General features: G+C 70.5%; 14 protein-coding genes and 1 other RNA gene. 11 read left to right on the top strand and 4 right to left on the bottom strand.

Annotated elements, in window-relative coordinates:
* Window positions 1-3: 3 nt before the first annotated feature.
* On the top strand, window positions 4-1,434 hold the full coding sequence (locus AC5YDA_RS01840) for an RNB domain-containing ribonuclease (protein ID WP_496188196.1): 1,431 nt from the start codon (window positions 4-6) through the stop codon (window positions 1,432-1,434).
* A 21-nt stretch (window positions 1,435-1,455) separates the two neighbouring features.
* Window positions 1,456-1,842, top strand: an RNA gene (gene rnpB / locus AC5YDA_RS01835) — RNase P RNA component class A.
* Between the two features lie 8 nt (window positions 1,843-1,850).
* On the opposite strand, the gene AC5YDA_RS01830 is transcribed toward rnpB, so the two are convergent.
* The gene (locus AC5YDA_RS01830; protein ID WP_496188195.1) at window positions 1,851-2,696 is read right to left on the bottom strand and encodes an aminodeoxychorismate lyase; all 846 of its coding nucleotides are present in this window, start codon (window positions 2,694-2,696) and stop codon (window positions 1,851-1,853) included.
* Window positions 2,696-3,556, bottom strand: coding sequence for a type I methionyl aminopeptidase (gene map / locus AC5YDA_RS01825; protein ID WP_496188194.1), 861 nt, complete (start codon window positions 3,554-3,556; stop codon window positions 2,696-2,698). The genes AC5YDA_RS01830 and map overlap by 1 nt, the downstream gene beginning before the upstream one ends.
* Window positions 3,557-3,570: 14 nt before the next feature.
* Between map and AC5YDA_RS01820 the strand changes: the two genes are divergently transcribed.
* The 3 genes from AC5YDA_RS01820 to AC5YDA_RS01810 all read left to right on the top strand — a co-directional run bounded on the left by AC5YDA_RS01820 (window position 3,571) and on the right by AC5YDA_RS01810 (window position 5,892).
* On the top strand, window positions 3,571-3,870 hold the full coding sequence (locus AC5YDA_RS01820) for a hypothetical protein (RefSeq protein ID WP_496188193.1): 300 nt from the start codon (window positions 3,571-3,573) through the stop codon (window positions 3,868-3,870).
* Between the two features lie 42 nt (window positions 3,871-3,912).
* Window positions 3,913-5,250, top strand: a complete 1,338-nt coding sequence (locus AC5YDA_RS01815; RefSeq protein WP_496188192.1) for a glutamine synthetase family protein — start codon at window positions 3,913-3,915, stop codon at window positions 5,248-5,250.
* Between the two features lie 69 nt (window positions 5,251-5,319).
* Window positions 5,320-5,892: a GNAT family N-acetyltransferase gene (locus AC5YDA_RS01810; RefSeq protein WP_496188191.1), complete on the top strand. Its 573-nt coding sequence runs from the start codon at window positions 5,320-5,322 to the stop codon at window positions 5,890-5,892.
* Window positions 5,893-5,909: 17 nt separating this feature from the next.
* On the opposite strand, the gene AC5YDA_RS01805 is transcribed toward AC5YDA_RS01810, so the two are convergent.
* Complete coding sequence (locus AC5YDA_RS01805; RefSeq protein ID WP_496188190.1) at window positions 5,910-6,299, bottom strand: sterol carrier family protein; 390 nt, start codon at window positions 6,297-6,299, stop codon at window positions 5,910-5,912.
* A 160-nt stretch (window positions 6,300-6,459) separates the two neighbouring features.
* Here AC5YDA_RS01805 and AC5YDA_RS01800 point away from each other — a divergent pair, with 160 nt between their 5' ends.
* The 5 genes from AC5YDA_RS01800 (at window position 6,460) to AC5YDA_RS01780 (ending at window position 14,079) form a co-directional block, all read left to right on the top strand.
* Window positions 6,460-9,417 carry a bifunctional [glutamine synthetase] adenylyltransferase/[glutamine synthetase]-adenylyl-L-tyrosine phosphorylase gene (locus AC5YDA_RS01800; RefSeq protein ID WP_496188189.1) on the top strand — a complete coding sequence of 986 codons (2,958 nt, stop codon included), beginning with the start codon at window positions 6,460-6,462 and terminating at the stop codon, window positions 9,415-9,417.
* Between the two features lie 76 nt (window positions 9,418-9,493).
* Complete coding sequence (gene dprE1, locus AC5YDA_RS01795) at window positions 9,494-10,906, top strand: decaprenylphosphoryl-beta-D-ribose oxidase (protein WP_496188188.1); 1,413 nt, start codon at window positions 9,494-9,496, stop codon at window positions 10,904-10,906.
* Window positions 10,903-11,664 carry a decaprenylphospho-beta-D-erythro-pentofuranosid-2-ulose 2-reductase gene (gene dprE2 / locus AC5YDA_RS01790; protein WP_496188187.1) on the top strand — a complete coding sequence of 254 codons (762 nt, stop codon included), beginning with the start codon at window positions 10,903-10,905 and terminating at the stop codon, window positions 11,662-11,664. Before dprE1 ends, dprE2 begins: the two co-directional genes overlap by 4 nt.
* A gap of 117 nt (window positions 11,665-11,781) precedes the next feature.
* Window positions 11,782-13,203: an alanine/glycine:cation symporter family protein gene (locus AC5YDA_RS01785; RefSeq protein WP_496188186.1), complete on the top strand. Its 1,422-nt coding sequence runs from the start codon at window positions 11,782-11,784 to the stop codon at window positions 13,201-13,203.
* A 30-nt stretch (window positions 13,204-13,233) separates the two neighbouring features.
* Window positions 13,234-14,079 carry a sulfurtransferase gene (locus tag AC5YDA_RS01780; protein WP_496188185.1) on the top strand — a complete coding sequence of 282 codons (846 nt, stop codon included), beginning with the start codon at window positions 13,234-13,236 and terminating at the stop codon, window positions 14,077-14,079.
* A gap of 49 nt (window positions 14,080-14,128) precedes the next feature.
* Here the strand turns inward: AC5YDA_RS01780 and glnA are convergent, their stop codons facing one another.
* Window positions 14,129-15,559, bottom strand: a complete 1,431-nt coding sequence (gene glnA, locus AC5YDA_RS01775) for a type I glutamate--ammonia ligase (protein WP_496188184.1) — start codon at window positions 15,557-15,559, stop codon at window positions 14,129-14,131.
* 113 nt (window positions 15,560-15,672) lie between these two features.
* On the opposite strand from glnA, the gene AC5YDA_RS01770 reads away from it, so the two are divergent.
* The gene (locus AC5YDA_RS01770) at window positions 15,673-16,095 is read left to right on the top strand and encodes an RDD family protein (RefSeq protein ID WP_496188183.1); all 423 of its coding nucleotides are present in this window, start codon (window positions 15,673-15,675) and stop codon (window positions 16,093-16,095) included.
* The last annotated feature ends 136 nt before the right edge of the window (window positions 16,096-16,231 follow it).

The following is a 16,231-nucleotide window of genomic DNA, read 5'->3' as shown; positions in this document are numbered from 1 at the left end:
ACCATGCCCGCGCTGCACCTGTCGACCCGCGGCGGTGCGCCCGAGCCCATCCGTGCGGGGCTGGAGCGCCTGCGGGACGGGCTCGAGGTGCCCGCGGGCTTCCCCCGGGACGTCCTGGCCGAGGCGGAGCGTGCGGCGTCCGCGGTGACGCTGCCCGACCGTGACCGCACCGACCTGCCGCTGGTGACCATCGACCCGCCCGGCTCCACCGACCTCGACCAAGCGGTGTTCATCGAGCGTGACGGGGCCGGCTACGTCGTCTGGTACGCGATCGCGGACGTGGGCTCGTTCGTCACCCCGGGTGGGGCGATCGACGCCGAGGCGCACGAGCGTGGCGTCACCCTGTACGCCCCCGACGGCCGGACGCCGCTGCACCCGCCCGTCCTCTCGGAGGGGGCCGCCTCCCTCCTGCCCGGCGAGGTGCGGCCCGCCCTGCTGTGGGCACACCGGCTGGACGCCGACGGTCAGGCTGTCTCCACCACCGTGCAGCGCGTGCGGGTGCGCAGCCGCGAACAGCTCACCTACGCGGGCGTGCAGGAGGCCCTTGACGCCGGGACGGCATCGGAGAACCTGCAGCTCCTGCGTGAGGTCGGGCGCAAACGCGAGGCCCTCGAGATCGCCCGCGGTGGTGTCAGCCTGCAGATCCCCGAGCAGGAGGTGCGCGTCACCGCCGGCGGGGGTTGGGAGCTCGAGTTCCGCCAGACCCTGCCCGTCGAGGGCTGGAACGCCCAGGTGTCGCTGCTCACCGGCATGCAGGCCGCCGGGATCATGCTGGAAGCGAAGGTCGGCATCCTGCGCACGCTGCCGCCGGCCCAGCAGTACGGCATCGACAAGCTCCGCCGGGTCGCGAAGGGGCTCCACATCGCGTGGCCCGCTTCCCTGGGCTACCCGGAGTTCGTCCGGTCCCTCGACCCCACCCGGCCCCAGCACCTCGCGATGCTGAACGCGTGCACCGCGCTCTTCCGGGGGGCCGGGTACGCGGCCTTCGACGGTGAGGTGCCCGGGCAGCCGTTGCACGGCGCCATGAACACCGCGTACGCGCACGCCACGGCGCCCCTGCGCCGTCTGGTCGACCGCTACGTCGGGGAGGCCTGCGTGGCCCTGTGCGCGGGGGAGGCCGTGCCGGAGTGGGTGCGGGAGCAACTGGCGGAGCTGCCCTCGGTGATGGGGCGGGCGACACAGCGGGCCAACCAGTACGAGCGTGGGATCCTGAACCTGGTCGAGGCCCTGGTGCTGGCCGATCGGGTGGGGGAGACCTTCACCGGGACCCTCGTGGAGTGGAACGCGAAGAACGACGACGGCGAGATCCAACTCGACGTCCCCGCCGTGGCGGCGCCCCTGAAGGGCGGGCATCCGCGACTGGGCGATGAAGTGGCCGCCAGGCTCGTCCAGGCGGACGTCCGCACCGGCGAGGTCGAGTTCAGGCTCGGTTGAGCGGTAGACTGGATCCTCGGACGAGTCGGCCGGGTGATCGCTGCGGGAAACCGCAGAGGAAAGTCCGGGCTCCTCAGAGCAGGGTGGTGGGTAACGCCCACCCGGGGTGACCCGCGGGACAGTGCCACAGAGAACAGACCGCCCTCGCAAGGGGGTAAGGGTGAAACGGCGAGGTAAGAGCTCACCGCGTCGCTGGTGACAGGGACGGCACGGCAAACCCCACCCGGAGCAAGACCAAGAAGGGCTTCGGCCCGCGGAGGCTGTTTGAGCGTTGCTCGCGCGAGGCCTCCGGGTAGGTTGCGCGGCACGGTCGGAAGGTCGTGTCGGAGGCGGCTGGCAACAGCCGTCACAGATGGATGATCACCTCTCGCACGAGAACAGAACCCGGCTTACAGGCCGGCTCGTCCCCACCCCCGTCAGAAGCCGGCCAACTCCCGCAGCAGGGCCGAGGCGGCCTCGTCCGTGCGGACGGGGGAGTTGTTGAGCGCCACGACCTCGCACACGCCCCGGCCGGCCGACAGCAACCAGGCGCCGTCGGAGGCGATCAGCTCGGCGGGGGTCACCAGCCGCTCGCTGAGGGTGGTGCCGCGCGCGGCCAAGCCCTGGGCCACCGCAGCGATGGTCACCGAGTCGAGGATGCCGGTCCCGGCGACCGGAGTGGTCACGTACTCCTCGCCGAACCGGACGACGAGCCCCGAGCGAGGGCCTTCCAGGCAGTACCCGTCGGACGAGGTGAACAGCACGTCGTCGACCCCGCGCCGCCGGGCCTCGCGGGCCACGGCGACGTTGACGGCGTACGACAGCGACTTGACCCCGCCCAACAGCCAGGGCGCGGCGGCGAAGGCGTCCGCGGACCGGCCGGTCGTCAGCGTGATGACGCGCAGCGGGGGGCAGAGCTCACCTTCGGCCGCCGTCAGCGTGAGGAAGGACGCCCCGGCCGCTGTGGGCTCGTGCTCCTGCCCGCGCGTGGCGATGAGCTTCAGGATCGCCTCGCCGGGGGAGTCCCAGGCCGCGACCGCCTCGTCGATGAGTGACCGCCAGGCATCCAGGTCGGGCTCGGCCATGGCCATCTTCTGGTGCGACCGGACGAACCGGGCCAGGTGCGGCTCGAGCAGTTCCACCCGGACGCCCGCGGCGTCCGACACCACGCGGGCGGCGTCGAAGACGCCGTCGCCGCGGTTGATGCCGAGGTCGTCCGCGAGCGCGACGGGTGTGGACGCCTCGACGACGCCGACCCCGAGGACCGCCACCAGCTGGCGCATCAGGCTGCGTCCGGGGGCAGGGTGAGGATCTCGACACCGTCCTCGGTGACGACCACCGTGTGCTCCCACTGCGCCACACGCGAACCGTCGTTGGTGACCACCGTCCACTGGTCGTCCCACACGTGGGAACCGGGGTCGCCGAGGGCCAGCATCGGCTCGATCGTGAAGGTCATGCCCGGCTCCATCACGTCCCGGTACACGTCGTTGTCGTAGTGCAGGATCACCAGGCCCGAGTGGAAGGCGGTGTGGACACCGTGGCCGGTGTACTCACGGACCACCCCGTAGCCGAAGCGCTTGGCGTACATCTCGATCACGCGGCCGATGACGTTGGTCTCGCGCCCGGGCCGCACCGCGCGGATGCCGCGCATCATGGCCTCGTGGGTGCGCTCCATCAACAGGCGCGACTCCTCGTCGAGTTCGCCGCAGCCGAACGTGGCGCAGTTGTCGCCGTGGACCCCGTTCTTGAAAGCCGTCACGTCGATCTTGACCAGGTCGCCGTCCTCGAGCGGGCGGGCATCCGGGATGCCGTGGCAGACGACCTCGTTGACCGACGTGCAGCACGCCTTGGGGAAGCCCCGGTAACCCAGCGAACTGGGGTAGGCCCCGTGGTCGAGCATGTACTCGTGGGCGATGGCGTCCAGCTCGTCGGTCGTGACGCCCGGGGCGATGGCGGCGGCCGCGGCGTACATGGCGCCGGACGCGATACGTGAACTCTCCCGCATCAGCTCGATCGTCTCCGCGGACTGCACGTGCGGGCCGGTGTAGCGCTCGGGCGCGGGCCGGTCCACGTAGTGGGGACGCGGGATGGACACCGGGACGGGACGGCGCGCGGAGATGGGGTGAGGCTTGATGGGAGTCACGGGGCGATCATAGTGTGGACGTATCGGCGAGCCGTGGACGGGGCCGAGCGAGGAGGCGCGCGATGACGCATGACACCGAGTGGTACTACAACCTGGTCACGGGTCAGGTGGAGCAGTACGAAGGGGGGAGGGCCGAGGATCGGCTCGGGCCCTACCGTTCCCGTCAGGAGGCCCAGCAGGCGCTGGAGCACGCCCAACTCCGCAACGAGCAGTGGGAGAACGACCCCCGCTACCGCGCCGAGGACGACGCCGACGACGAGGGTGACAGCGAGGACGACTGGGGCACCTCGGCGTTCGACACCTTCAAACCCTGAGGTGTAACCCGCGCGTAACACCGGTTCGACCAAGATGGTGGCATGGACAGGCAGACCGATTTCGTCCTGCGCACGATGGAGGAGCGGGACGTCCGGTTCGTCCGGCTGTGGTTCACCGATGTGCTGGGGTTCCTGAAGTCCGTGGCGATCGCCCCGGCTGAGCTCGAGGGCGCCCTCCGCGAGGGCATCGGCTTCGACGGCTCGGCGATCCAGGGTTTCGCGCGCGTGTACGAGTCCGACATGATCGCGCACCCCGACCCGTCCACGTTCCAGATGCTCCCGTGGCGGGGCGCCTCCGGGGGGACGGCCCGCCTCTTCTGCGACATCGGCCTCCCCGACGGATCGCCGAGCTTCGCCGATCCCCGCGGCGTCCTGAAGCGTGCGATGAAGAAGGCCGGTGACATGGGCTTCACCTTCTACGTGCACCCCGAGATCGAGTTCTACCTGTTCAAGCGGCCGATCGTGCCGGGGGTCGAGCCCACCCCGGTGGACACGTCCGGCTACTTCGACCACACGACCGACACCGCGGGCACGGACTTCCGGCGCACCGCCATCTCGATGCTGGAGCAGATGGGCATCTCGGTCGAGTTCAGCCACCACGAGGGCGGTCCCGGCCAGCAGGAGATCGACCTCCGCTACGCCGACGCCCTGACGATGGCCGACAACATCATGACCTTCCGGGTCGTGGTGAAGGAGGTCGCCGTCATGCAGGACCTCTTCGCCTCGTTCATGCCCAAGCCCCTCTCCGACCACCCGGGGTCGGGCATGCACAGTCACGTGTCGCTGTTCGAGGGGGACACCAACGCCTTCTACGACGCCTCGGGCGAGTTCAACCTCTCGCGGACCGGCCGCCAGTTCGTGGCGGGGCTGCTCCACCACGCCGCGGAGATCAGCGCCGTGCTGAACCCCTGGGTCAATTCGTACAAGCGGCTCGCGGCCGGCGGAGAGGCCCCGGCGCACATCACCTGGGGCCAGAACAACCGGTCCGCCATGGTACGCATCCCCATGTTCAAGCCGACCAAGGCCAGTTCGGCACGCATCGAGATCCGGTCGCTGGACAGTTCGGTCAACCCGTACCTCGCCTATGCGCTGATCCTCAGCGCGGGCCTGTCGGGCATCGAGAACCAGATGGAGTTGCCCGACCCGGCAGAGGACGACGTCTGGTCCCTCACCGACAAGCAGCGCGCGGCGCTGGGCATCAGGCCCCTGCCCAACAGCCTGGACGCCGCCGTCCGCGCCATGGAGACCAGCGAACTGGTCGCCGAGACGCTCGGTGAGCACGTCTTCGACTTCGTCTTGCGCAACAAGCGCGCCGAGTGGGCCGAGTACAGCCAGCAGGTCACACCGCTGGAGCTGAGCAAGCAGTTGCCTGCCCTGTGACCCCGCCGGTCACCCGGGTTTGGGACGCGACGGGTCCCCTCCGGACGGTGTGCCAGTGTGGTCACCATCGTGAACACGCTCTTCGCCCGCTACCAGCCTGAGGCCCACGGCGTCCCGCTGCCCGATGTCGGCATCCGGGAGGCGTGCCGCGCCGACATCGCCCTGACTGCGGCCCTGGCCGCCCACCGTGGGGGCGGGGACATGGTCGACTGGGCCGAGATCCAGGGGCGACAGTTCGACGACGACAACCGCACGCTGCTGGTCGCCGAGCGCGCGGGCGAGGTCATCGCCTACGCGTGGCTGGCGCACCTGACCCCGGTCGCCCACGGGGGCCGCAACGCTCCTGACGGCTGGTACCTGAGCGGCGTCGTGGTCAAGCCCGAGTTCCGCCGCCGCGGCGTCGGGCGGCGCCTCACCCAGGCCCGCGTGGACTGGGTGCTCCAGCGGGCGTCGTCCGTGTTCTACGTGGTCAGCGCGTCCAACCTGGCGTCGCGGACGCTGCACGCCGAACTGGGCTTCCGCGAGGTGACCACGGATTTCTCGTTGCCGGGTGTGGTGTTCGGCAACGCCGACGGCATCCTGTGCCGACTCGACGCGCATCCGGACGCGGATGTCATCGACCTGGCGAGCCGTCGGGCCTGAGGTCTCCGCCCCCGGCGTCAGCGCACCAACACCGCCCTGACCGCCCCCAACTGGTGCGTCAGATCGGCGTGGGCGCCGCTCGCGGACACCCGGTGCCGGTCGACGGCGTCGCCCCAGTCCAACCGGCCCGAAGCCAGGGCGAGCCACGTCGCGGCGTCCGTCTCGACGACGTTCGGCGGGGTGCCGCGCCTGTGGGTGGACGCCTGCCCCGGGACGCCGACCTGCACCGCCGCGAACGGCGGAACGCGCACCTCGACGAGTTTCCCGGGATTGCTGTGCGCCAGCCAGGCCAGGCTGGTGCGCACCGCCGCGGCGAGCGCGGGCCCTGCCACGTCCTCACCCGAGGCGAGGTCGGCCGCCGTGCGTGCGGCGGCGGCCAGCGCGTCGGCGTCCGGAACGCGCTTCATCGCGCCGTCAGGGGGACCGACGTCGTCTCGTCGGTGCGGGCGGGGTGCGCCGCACGCGATTCATTCATCAGGGTGCTCCTGTGGTGGACGGTGCCCCCAGACTATCCGGCGTCACGACAACCCAGAACGATGGGCCGCCAGAGCGCTAGCATCGGCTGGCATGGACCGCATGTCGACCGCAGCCGGCCGACTCGCCGGGCGCGGCTTCGGGGACCCACGCCACGCGGTCACCCTCATCGAGTCCTGGCTCCGCGTCTTCGAGGACGAGGACGCGATCGGGCGGCTGGTGGACGAGGTCCTGACCAGCGCCGACCCGGACCTGGCGATGAGCGGCTTCGCCCGCCTCGCGCAGCGGCCGGACGCCTTCCGCTCGGTGCTCGCAGATCCCGGTCGCATCCACCGGGTCGCCCGCGTGCTCGGGGCCTCCGTGGCCCTGAACCAGCACGTCGGCGTCCATCAGGACGCCCTGGGGGTGCTCCTCGACGAGCCCGCCGCACGTGATGCCACGACCCTGCGCCGGGACCTCCTCACGGCCGTCGGCGCCGACCCGGACGCCGTCGCCCCGATCGCCCGACGCGGTACCTCGGACGCCCTGCGCCTCGCCCAGCGCACCGCTGTCCTCCGCGTCGCCGCCCGCGACCTCACCGCCCCGGACCCCTACGCGCTCGTGGCCGACGTGGGCCGTGAACTGGCCGACATCGCGGATGCCGTCATCGAGGCCGCGCTCGCCCTGGCCCGCGCCGAGGTCGCCGGTCACGAGAACGTCCGGCTCGCCGTCCTCGCGATGGGCAAGTGCGGGGCGCGCGAACTCAACTACGTCTCCGACGTGGACGTCCTCTACGTCGCCGAGCCCGCCCTCGACGCGGCGGGGGAGCCGGTCTGTTCACCGGTCGAGGCCATCGCCACCGCGACGAAGCTGGCCGCCGGCATCGCACGCATCTGCTCGGCGCACACCGCTGCCGGGACCATCTGGCCGGTCGATGCCAACCTGCGTCCGGAGGGCAAGGCCGGCCCGCTCGTGCGCTCACTGGCCTCCATGGGGTCCTACTACGAGAAGTGGGCGAAGAACTGGGAGTTCCAAGCCCTCCTCAAGGCGCGGCCCATGGCCGGTGATCGTGCCCTGGGGCAGGAGTTCGTCGATCTCGTCGCCCCCCGGGTCTGGGCGGTGGCCGACGACGACAAGTTCGTCGGCGAGACCCGGGCCATGCGCAAGCGGGTCATCGCGCACATTCCCACCCGAGACGCCGACCAGGAGATCAAACTCGGTGCCGGCGGGCTGCGGGACACCGAGTTCAGCGTCCAGCTGCTCCAGTTGGTGCACGGGCGGGCGGACGACCGGCTGCGCCTGCGCGGCACCTTCGAGGCCCTGGACGCCCTCGTCGCTGCCGGCTACGTGGGCCGGGAGGAGGGGCGGGGCCTGGGCGAGGCCTACCGTCTGCAGCGCGTGCTGGAGCACCGCATCCAGCTGTACCAGCTGCGCCGCACCCACCTCATGCCCTCCGACGAGACCAGCCTGCGCCGCCTGGCCCGCAGCGTCGGCCTCGCCGACGCCCCCGCCCTCACCAGCGCCTGGCGGGCGTCCACGCGGCGCGTCCAGCGCCTGCACCAGCGGATCTTCTACTCGCCGCTGCTGGAGGCGGTCGCACGGATCCCCTCCGAAGCCGTCCGCCTCACCTCGGACGCGGCCGAGACCCGCCTGCGCGCGCTCGGCTTCAACGACACCAAGGCCGCGCTTCGGCACATCGAGGCGCTCTCGACGGGGGTGTCGCGCAAGGCCGAGATCCAGCGCCAGCTGCTTCCGGCCATGCTGGGCTGGTTCGCGGACGGCCCCAACCCGGACAACGGACTGCTGGCCTTCCGTCAGGTGTCGGAGGCCCTGGGCGCGTCGTCGTGGTACCTGCGCGCCCTGCGCGACGAAGGGGCGATGGCCGAGAACCTCGCACGGGTGCTGTCCTCGAGCCGGTTCGCGGTCGACCTGCTGCTGCGCGCGCCCCAGACCACCCAGCTGCTCGCCGAGGACGACGGTCTCGTCCGGTCCCAGGAGGACATCCTCCGCGAGATGTCGGTGAGCGCCGGCAGGTACGACGACCCGCGCGCCGCGGCCGAGGCGATCCGAGCCGTCCGCCGCAAGGAGATGGTGCGGATCGCGATGGGCGACCTGCTGGGCCGTGCCGACGTCGTGGCCGTGGGCGACGGGCTCTCCGACCTCATGTCGGCCACCATGGACGCCGCCCTCGAGGTCGCCCGCCGCGAAGTCGAGGGGGCTCCCGAACTCGCGTTCATCGCCCTGGGTCGCTGGGGAGGGCGCGAGTTGTCGTACTCCTCGGACGCCGACGGCATGGTCGTCGTGGCCGATGGGGATGCGGAGGCCGTCACGCTGGGAACCAGGGTCGTCACACGCCTGCGGGACCTGATGAGGCAACCCGGGGCGGATCCGGCCGTCGAGCTCGACCTGGACCTGCGCCCCGAGGGCAAGAACGGTCCCATGGTGCGCACGCTCGCCTCGTACGCCGCCTACTACGAGAAGTGGTCGAGCACGTGGGAGGCGCAGGCCCTGGTCCGGGCCGGCCACGGGGCCGGCGACCGGGCGCTGTCGTCCACCCTGCTGGGGCTGCTCGGTGCGGTCCGGTACCCCGAGGGCGGCATCTCGGCGCGGCAGGTGAACGAGATCCGCAGGCTCAAGGCCCGCATGGAGAACGAGCGGTTGCCCCGCGGACTGGACCCGCGCCGTCACGTCAAGCTCGGGCCCGGCGGGCTCGCCGATGTCGAGTGGACCGTCCAGCTCCTGCAACTCGAGCACAGCCGTGAGGCGCCCGAACTCCGGACGCCCCGCACCCTGACCGCACTGGACGCCGCCGTCGCGGGTGGGTTCCTCGCCCCACAGGACGCCGCGGCCCTGCGCGAGTCGTGGGTCATGGCCACGCGGATCCGCAACGCGACCATGCTGCTGCGGGGTCGTCCGTCGGACGCGATCCCCACCGACGCGCGTGAGCGCTCCGCCGTGGCCGAACTGCTCGGGTACGACAAGGGCGAGGCGTCGGTGTTCATCGACGACTGGTCTCGCCGGGCGCGCCTCGCGCGCGAGGTGATGGACCGCGTGTTCTGGGGGTTGGGCTGACCCGAGCCCCAGGTGCAGGCAGGCCGGGTTGCACCGGAGCCCGACCCCTGGGCCGGAGCGGCACTAGGCTGGCCCGGTGAGCAAGGTTCCCACCACGACACCCATGCGCCTCACGGGTTGGGGACGCACCGCCCCCACCACCGCCGAGGTGCTCCGCACCCCCGACGTGGACGTGATCGCCACCGCGGTGGCACGCGAGGCCGAGCGCCGGGCGTCCGGCCGCGGCCGAGGCGTGCTGGCACGCGGTCTGGGCCGCAGCTACGGCGACGTCGCCCAGAACGGCGGCGGGCTGGTCGTCGACATGACGGCGTTGGATCGTGTCCTCGAGATCGACACCGACACGGCGACCGTGACCGTCGAGGCCGGCATCAGCCTGGACGCCCTGATGAAGGCGGCGCTCCCGCACGGCCTGTGGGTCCCGGTCCTGCCGGGCACCCGGCAGGTGACGGTCGGCGGGGCGATCGGCAACGACGTCCACGGCAAGAACCACCACTCCGCGGGCAGCTTCGCCGACCACGTCACGTCACTGGACCTGCTGGTCGCCGACGGTCGCGTGCTGACCCTCAGGCCCGAGGGCAGCCAGGACGATCCCGACGCGTCCCTGTTCTGGGCGACCGTCGGTGGCATCGGCCTGACGGGCATCGTCCTGCGCGCCACCTTGGCGATGGAGCGCGTCGAGACGGCCTGGTTCCTGGCCGACGGCGTCGTCACCCACACCCTCGAGGAGACCATCGCGGTGCACTCCGACGGCTCCGAGGCCCGGTACGACTACTCCAGCGCCTGGTTCGACGCGATCGCCGCACCGCCGAAGCTGGGCCGCGCAGCCATCTCCCGCGGATCGCTCGCCACGCTCGCCGAGTTGCAGGAGTACGCGCCCAAGCTCGCCGCCAAGCCGCTCGAGTTCAGCGGCAGGACGTTCGTCACGCTCCCCGACGTCTTCCCCAACGGACTGGCCAACAAGCTGACCTTCGGGACCCTCGGCCAGGTCTGGTACGCCAAGTCGGGCAACTACACCAACAAGATCCAGAGCCTGACCGGCTTCTACCATCCGCTCGACATGTTCGGGGAGTGGAACCGCGCCTACGGCAGCCACGGGTTCCTGCAGTACCAGTTCGTGGTGCCCCCGGCCGCGGTGGACGAGTTCAAGAAGATCATCCACAGCATCCAGGCCTCCGGCCACTACTCGTTCCTCAACGTGTTCAAGCTGTTCGGGGAGGGCAACCGTGCGCCCCTCTCCTACCCCATGGCCGGTTGGAACGTGTGCGTCGACTTCCCCATCAAGGACGGCCTGTCGGAGTTCCTGCGCGGTCTGGACGCCCGCATCCTGGAGTTCGGCGGACGGCTCTACACCTCGAAGGACTCGCGCACGGACGCCGCCACCTTCCACGCGATGTATCCGCGCATCGACGAGTGGATCGCCACCCGGCGGTCCATCGATCCCACGGAGGTCTTCGCCTCCGACATGGCACGACGACTGGAGCTGATGTGATCGACGCCACCGGCAACCCCCAGACCATCCTGCTGCTGGGGGGTACCTCCGAGATCGGCCTCGCGATCGTGGGGGAGTACCTCAAGCGCGCACCGGCCCGGGTCGTCCTGGGCGTCCAGCCGGGCGACGACCGCACGGACGCCACGGTCGCGGCCCTGGCGCACCAGGGGGCCCGGGCCGTCGACGTGCTCGACTTCGACGCCACCGACTTCGACGCGCACCCGGGTGTCATCGACCGGGCGTGGGCGAGCGGCGACGTGGACGTGGCGATCGTCGCCTTCGGCGTCCTCGGCGACAACGAGGAGTTGTGGGCCGACCAGCGCAAGGCCGTCCTGGCGGCGCAGGTGAACTACACCGGTGCGGTGAGCGTGGGCGTCCTGCTGGGGCAGCGCATGAAGGAGCAGGGGTACGGGCAGATCATCGTGATGAGCTCGGCCGCGGGCCTGAAGGTGCGCCGCTCGAACTTCGTCTACGGGTCCAGCAAGGCCGGCCTCGACGGCTTCTACACCAACCTGGGCGACGCCCTGGCGCCCTCGGGGGTCAAGGTGCTGGTCGTGCGCCCGGGGCAGGTGCGCACCCGGATGTCCGCGCACGTCAAGGAGGCGCCGCTCACGGTCAACCCCGACGAGGTCGCGACGATGGTGGTGGCCGCCGCCCGGGCGGGCAAGCCGGTGGTCTGGACGCCGGCGGCGTTCGAGGCCGTCATGATGGTGTTGCGGCACATTCCGGCGCCGATCTTCAAGCGGTTGCCCATCTGACGGGGGGCGTCCCCCGGTCACGGATGTGTACCAGGTGCGAGACGATCGGCCGTGATGCTTGCCGGAGGGCGGCTCCCGGTGGTCTGATGTGCCCACAACCGATCAGGAGGGGCCACCGTGCTCGAAGAAGTGCTCGGCGACATCGCCAACATCGTCTGGGGGCCGTTCGTGCTCCTGCCCCTACTGCTGGGGACCGGCATCTGGCTGACCATCCGCTTGGCCGGCATCCAGATCACCAAGCTCGTCCCAGCCCTGCGGCTGGCCTTCATCAACCGCCACGACGGGCTCGAGGAGCATGGTGACGTCTCCCACTACCAGGCGTTGACCACCGCCCTGGCCGCCACGGTCGGCGTCGGCAACATCGCCGGTGTGGCGACGGCCATCACCATCGGTGGCCCGGGCGCCGTGTTCTGGATGTGGGTCACGGCGTTCTTCGGCATGGCCGCGAAGTACTCCGAGGCGTTCATGGGCGTCCGGTTCCGCACGACCGACGCCAAGGGCGAGATGTCCGGCGGACCGCAGTACTACCTGATGAAGGCCATCCCCAACGGCTTCGGCGTCTTCCTGTCGCTGTTCTTCGCCGTCGCAGCCGTCATCGCGTCCTTCGGCATCGGCAACATGACCCAGGCCAACACGGTCGCCCACACGCTCAAGGACACCTTCGCGATCGACCCCATCGTCACCGCGATCTTCATCGCGGTCATGACCGGTGCCGTCCTCCTGGGCGGCATCAAGGCCATCGGCCGCGTCACCGCCGGCTTCGTGCCCGTCATGATCGTCGTGTACGTCGTCGGCGCGCTCGTCGTGCTGGCGATCAACTGGCAGGCCATCCCGGGCGCCTTCGGCATCATCTTCGGCGACGCCTTCACCGGCACCGCCGCCGTCGGCGGCTTCGCGGGCTCCGTGATCGCCCAGGCGATCCAGTACGGCATCGCGCGCGGCATCTTCTCCAACGAATCCGGCATGGGCTCGGCGGCCATCGTCGCCGCGGCCGCGAAGACCAAGCACCCCGTGCGCCAAGGCCTGGTGTCGATGACCCAGACCTTCATCGACACGATGATCGTCGTCTCCATGACCGCCTTGGTGATCATCTCCACCGGTGCCTGGATGAGCGACAAGAAGGGTGCCGCCCTGACCGCCGAGGGCTTCTCCATCGGGCTTCCGGGCACCAGCGGTGGCGTCATCGTCGCCATCTCGGTCGTGTTCTTCGCCTACTCGACCATCCTCGGGTGGGCCTACTACGGCGAGCGCAACGTCGAGCGCCTGGTCGGCATCAAGGGCGTCCTGCCCTACCGCCTGCTGTTCAGCGCGGTCGTCTTCGTCGGCGCCGTGAGCGAGCTCGACATCGTCTGGACCTTCTCCGACATCGCCAACGGCCTCATGGCCATCCCCAACCTGATCGGTCTCCTGGTCTGCTCCGGCCTCATCGCCCGCGAGACGAAGGCGTACCTGGCGATCGACCCCACCTTGCAGGCGGAGCCGGCGGTGTCGACGCTCAACGGCATCGACGAGCTGCGGCGGGTTGGGCCGCGGTCCTGATCGACTGACGTCGTCGCTACAGTGGCGGGCATGATCCCACCGGTCGTGCCCGCCACCTTCCTCTCCGACCACCCGGGCGTCGTCGTCGCCGACGTGCGTTGGTACCTCGACGGCCGATCCGGCCACGACGCCCACGCCGCCGGTCACGTGCCGGGGGCCGTGTTCGTCGACCTGGACGCCGTGCTCGCAGCCCAGGCATCTCCCGAGTCCGGCCGGCATCCGCTGCCCGAGCCGCACGTCTTCTCCGAGGGCATGGGGGCCGCGGGCATCGGCGACGACGCGGTGGTGGTCGCCTACGACGATGCCGGGGGAGCCTCGGCCGGGCGCCTCGTCTGGCTGTTGCGGATGCTCGGTGTGGAGGCCGCGCTCCTGGACGGCGGCATCACGCACTGGTCCGGCGCACTCGAGGAGGGACCGGTGGCGCCCGCCCCGGCGACCTTCACGCCCCGCCCCTGGCCGCCGGAGGCGCTGGCCACCATCGACGACGCGGCCACCGCACCGATCGTGGTGGACGCTCGCGCCCCCGAGCGGTACAGCGGGGACACCGAGCCGGTCGATCCCCGTGCCGGCCACGTCCCCGGCGCGATCAACCTGCCCTTCGCCGACAACCTGACGGACGGACGTTTCAAGGCACCCGAGGCACTCCGCGAGCGCTTCGTCGCGGCCGGCATCACGGACGCCGACGGTGTGGTGGTCTACTGCGGGTCGGGAGTCACCGCCTGCCACGACCTGATCGCCCTGGAGCACGCGGGTCTCGGGCGGGCGCAGCTCTACGCCGGCTCGTGGTCCCAGTGGTCGCACACCGAACGTCCGGTCGCCACCGGCACCGAGCCGGGCAGCAAGCCTCCCCTCGACCCCACGGGCCGCCTCCTCTGACGACGAGAACGTCCCGGCCCAGGGCATGGGCCGGGACGTTCCCCATCGATCACAGGTCGAAGTACAGCTCGAACTCGTGCGGGTGCGGACGCAGGCGGATGGCGTCGATGTCCTCGCGCTTCATCTCGATCCAGGCCTCGATGAGGTCAGGCGTGAACACGTCCCCGGCCAGCAGGTAGTCGTGGTCGGCGACGAGGGCGTCCAAGGCCTCGCCGAGGGAGGCGGGAACCTGGGCGATGTCGGCGTGCTCGTCGGGCGGCAGCTCGTAGAGGTCCTTGTCGATCGGGGCCGGCGGCTCGATCTTGTTCTGGATTCCGTCCAGACCCGCCAACAGCATCGCGGCGAACGCGAGGTACGGGTTGGCCGACGGGTCGGGGCACCGGAACTCCATGCGCTTGGCCTTGGGGGAGGGGCCCGTCAGCGGGATCCGGATGCAGGCGGAGCGGTTGCGCTGGCTGTAGACCAGGTTGACCGGCGCCTCGAAGCCCGGGACCAGGCGGTGGTAGGAGTTCATCGTGGGGTTGGTGAACGCCAGCAGCGAGGGGGCGTGGTGCAGGACACCACCGATGTACCAGCGCGCCAGGTCGGACAGGCCCGCGTAACCGGCCTCGTCCGCGAAGAGGGGCTCGCCGTTCGCCCAGATGGACTGGTGCACGTGCATGCCCGAACCGTTGTCCCCGAAGATCGGCTTCGGCATGAAGGTGGCGGTCTTGCCGGCCTCCCACGCCGTGTTCTTGATGACGTACTTGTACTTCATGATGTTGTCGGCCGCGGCCAGCAGGGTGTCGAACCGCGTGGCGATCTCGCCCTGGCCCGCCGTGCCGACCTCGTGGTGGGCGCGCTCGATCACCAGGCCGACGGCCTGCAGGTGCCGGACCATGTCGTCGCGCAGGTCGCCGAAGTGGTCGACGGGGGCCACCGGGAAGTAGCCGCCCTTGTACTTCACCTTGTAACCGCGGTTGGCGCGGCCGTCCAGGTCGGTCTCCGAGCCGGACGCCCACGCCCCGGCCTCGGACTCGATGAAGTAGTAGCCGGCATTCGCCTTGGTCTCGAAGCGGACCGAGTCGAAGACGTAGAACTCGGCCTCCGGCCCCATGAAGCAGGTGTCACCGATGCCGGTCGACTTGAGGTACTCCTCGGCCTTGCGCGCGATGTTGCGCGGGTCGCGGCTGTAGGCCTCCTTGGTGATCGGATCGTGCACGAACCAGTTCATGTTGAGCGTCTTGCTCTTGCGGAAGGGGTCCAGGTACGCCGAGGTCGGGTCGGGCAGCAGAGTCATGTCCGACTCGTGGATCTTCTGGAAACCACGGATCGAGCTGCCGTCGAAGCTCAGGCCGTCCTCGAAGATGTCAGCGGTGAGGAACTTCGCGGGGATCGTGAAGTGCTGCATCACGCCGGGCAGGTCGCAGAAGCGGACGTCGACGGTTTCGACGTCGTTCTCCTCGATGAAGGCGAGGAGGTCATCGGCGCCTTGGAACATGGGTCCTCCGAACTGGTAGGGATCTGACTCCTCGAAGGCTAGAACCGTGAGGTCACCGGTCGGTGTCGTCCGTGTTTCGGCGGTGTTACAAGCCCGCCGCTAGGGTGGGGCAGGTGACCGAAGTGCCGACGACCCATCCCGGTGAGAGCCTGGGGCTGCCCGAGTCCGGGCCCGGATCCCTTGCACGGTGGGGGAGTCGGGTGGGTGCGCTGGTGCTCGACTGGGGCGCCAGCATGGCCGTCGCGATCGGGATCTTCGGGGGCGGTGTGCTGACCGAGAGCGGCTGGAAGGCCTGGATGGGGCTGGCCACCTACTTCGTGCAGAAGGCCCTCCTCACCTCCCTGACCGGGAGCAGTTTCGGCCAGCTCATCTCCCGCATCGGCGTGACGCGGACGGACGGCAGCCGCATCGGGCCCCTCCGCGCCATCGCGCGCGCCGCCCTGGTGTGCCTGGTGCTGCCCGCCGTGGTCATCGGCCCCGATCGCCGGGGCATCAACGACCTGCTTCTCGGCACGGTCGTGGTGAACCGCCGCTGATCACTTTTCACTTCCCGACTTGGGATTTCACTGTTCCGCATCACGGATGAGTAACGAATCAACATCGGCTTGTCCGACCTGTTGCCACGGCCGTGGAGGGCGTGTGTACGGTTCATTCACGACGCCCAACTGCTCA

It is taken from the genome of Propioniciclava sp. LT294 (assembly GCF_059516005.1).
The sequence above is the reverse complement of the archived record's forward strand: the minus strand, read 5'-3'. Positions and strand labels throughout refer to the sequence as shown.